This window comes from Carnobacterium sp. (assembly GCF_040274425.1).
Map to the genome: position 1 here is coordinate 1 of NZ_JBEMBC010000030.1, position 2,607 is coordinate 2,607.

The following is a 2,607-nucleotide window of genomic DNA, read 5'->3' on the forward strand; positions in this document are numbered from 1 at the left end:
CTCAGCACTGCTGAGTCACCCTCACATTTGGTTCGTCTTACTTTGTTTAGTTTTCAAAGGTCTAAAGTTGAATGTTTCGTTTGTGACAACTTACTAATAATATCATCTGAATCGTCTGTCAACAACTTTTCAAATTTTCTTTTTCGCTGTGTCGGTTTGTTTCAACCTGTCTCAGCGACATGTATTAATATAACAGGGATTCAGAGTATCGTCAACATCTTTCGACTAAAAATAAAAAAGAATTTTCAGAAGCGAACTTTCAAAATTACCCTCTTTGTCAGAAAGCGTTATTTTTCATCAAATAACGAATGAACATACTGCATTTTTTAATAACGTTCAATTTGAATGAACTTTCATTTTTTTACATATTTATCCTTTTTATTCTTTAAACTAACTTATTTCCTTATATACAGACTCTTCAAAACCATTTGTGGCTGTTAATGCAAAAAAAAACCTCTAACCACATGTCTCTTAGTATGGTTAAAAGATTTTTCTATATATATAATTCTACAGCCTATAATCTCTTTAACTGTTTTAAAATCTTAGACTTATTTTTTTTCTTGGTATTTATCTGGAGTAAACTCTGTATTTTCATAATAACCCGATTCGTCTCCGTAATACTTATTATATCGTTGCTTGAATTTCCTAAAGATGAATGTTGCTACTACTCTTGAAATAGCATAAATTGGTACTCCTAAAACTAAACCAATAAAACCAAGTAAATCCCCTAAAACTAGCAAGACAATAATGATGGTTAACGGGTGAACGTTTAAATTTTTACCCATGATATTTGGTTCAACTAGATTACCATCTATAAACTGAACAACCACCCAGACAATAATCAATTTAACAACCATCAACCATGAAGTAGTCAAAGCGATTATTATCGCAGGGATCATTGCAAGGGCTGCTCCAACATACGGAATAATACTTGTAAATGTTGCTACTATAGCCAATATTCCTGAATAATCTAAACCAATGATCGTAAACCCAATGAACATCATGGCTCCTAAAGAAACTGAGATCATCAACTGACCCTTGATATAAGATCCTACTTGATCATTGATTGTAGTAAAGATATTTTTTGTATCTTTTCTAAATTTCGGCGGAATAATTTTAATTACGTAACTAAAAAATTTTTCATCGTCTTTCAATAGGAAAAACGCAATAATCGGAAATGTCACCATCACTACCACAACATTAGAAACCGTAGAAAAAATATTTGTTAATCCATTTACTGCTGTATCAAAATAATCCACGGCAATGCTCGGTATATTGCTCACCCAGCCATTTAACCATTCAACTAAGTCACTCGCAGAATTTTCAAGCGGCGTCCCATCTACCCAACTTATAATAGTCGTTCCAATCCTATCAACATAAGAAGGGAAGTTATTAACTAAGCTAGTCACTTGTTCTTGTATCGGTGGAAATGCTAACGCCACCGCTCCAACTAAAATGCCAATAATGGCAACGAACAAAATAATGACACTCCAAATCCGTTTTATCTTATGTCTTTCCATCCAATCAACCATAGGATTTAAAAGGTAATAAAAAACAAAAGCTAATATCACAGGGGCTATTAAAGTAGAAAAGATAACGTTTAACGGCTCGAAAATGAATGCTATAGAATGATAGATATAAACAACGATTCCTAACATGATAAGAATCAATAATGTAAAAAGAGTATTATTGCCGCCTAGATAGTTCATAAATTTAGTTTTCTCTTTCATTATGTGCCTCCCCTTTTTTAGAACACGTATGATTAAACATGTACTTTATTTTTTCATTTTAAACTACTTTATATGTAAAGTAAAAAATCAACCCCCTTGAAAGGGATTGATTTTTTATTATTGATTACGCATTGTTGGGAATAATAGTACATCACGAATAGATTGTGCATCTGTTAAGAGCATAACTAATCGATCAATTCCGATTCCTAATCCACCTGTTGGAGGCATACCATATTCTAATGATTCAAGGAAATCTTCATCAATCATATGAGCTTCATCGTTTCCTAAGGCACGTTCTTTCATTTGCGCTTCAAAACGTTCGCGTTGATCAATTGGATCATTTAATTCACTAAAGGCATTACCATATTCATTACCAACTATAAATGCTTCAAAACGATCTGTAAAGCGAGGATCTTCTACATTTTTCTTAGCTAACGGCGAAATTTCTAAAGGATGTCCATAAATAAAAGTTGGTTGAATCAGTTTATCTTCTACAAATTTTTCAAAGAATTCATTGACAACATGTCCAAATTGGCTGTGTTCTGTTACAGGTACATCATGTTCTTTCGCTAATGCACGCGCTTCTTCATCTGTCATATGTTTCCAAAAGTCTACCCCAGAGTATTCTTTTATCGCATCAACCATGTGTTGTCGTTTCCAAGGAGTTTCTAAATCGATTGCTTGTTCATTATAAGTGATTTTTCCTGTTCCTAAGACGCGTTGAGCTACTGTACGAATCAATCCCTCAACTAAATCCATCACATCTTCAAAATCAGTATAAGCAGTATAAGCTTCTAACATTGTAAATTCAGGATTATGAGTTGTATCTACTCCTTCATTACGGAAAACTCGTCCAATTTCATAGACTTTTTCCATC

At 33.2% G+C, this 2,607-nt stretch carries 2 protein-coding genes; both read right to left on the bottom strand.

The genetic code is table 11. From position 1 onward, the window contains the following. Positions 1-548: 548 nt before the first annotated feature. Positions 549-1,730: an AI-2E family transporter gene (locus tag ABS911_RS07605; RefSeq protein WP_350467084.1), complete on the bottom strand. Its 1,182-nt coding sequence runs from the start codon at positions 1,728-1,730 to the stop codon at positions 549-551. Positions 1,731-1,847: 117 nt separating this feature from the next. Further along, on the bottom strand, positions 1,848-2,607 hold a 760-nt coding region (locus ABS911_RS07610; RefSeq protein WP_350467085.1), incomplete at its 5' end, for an amino acid--tRNA ligase-related protein.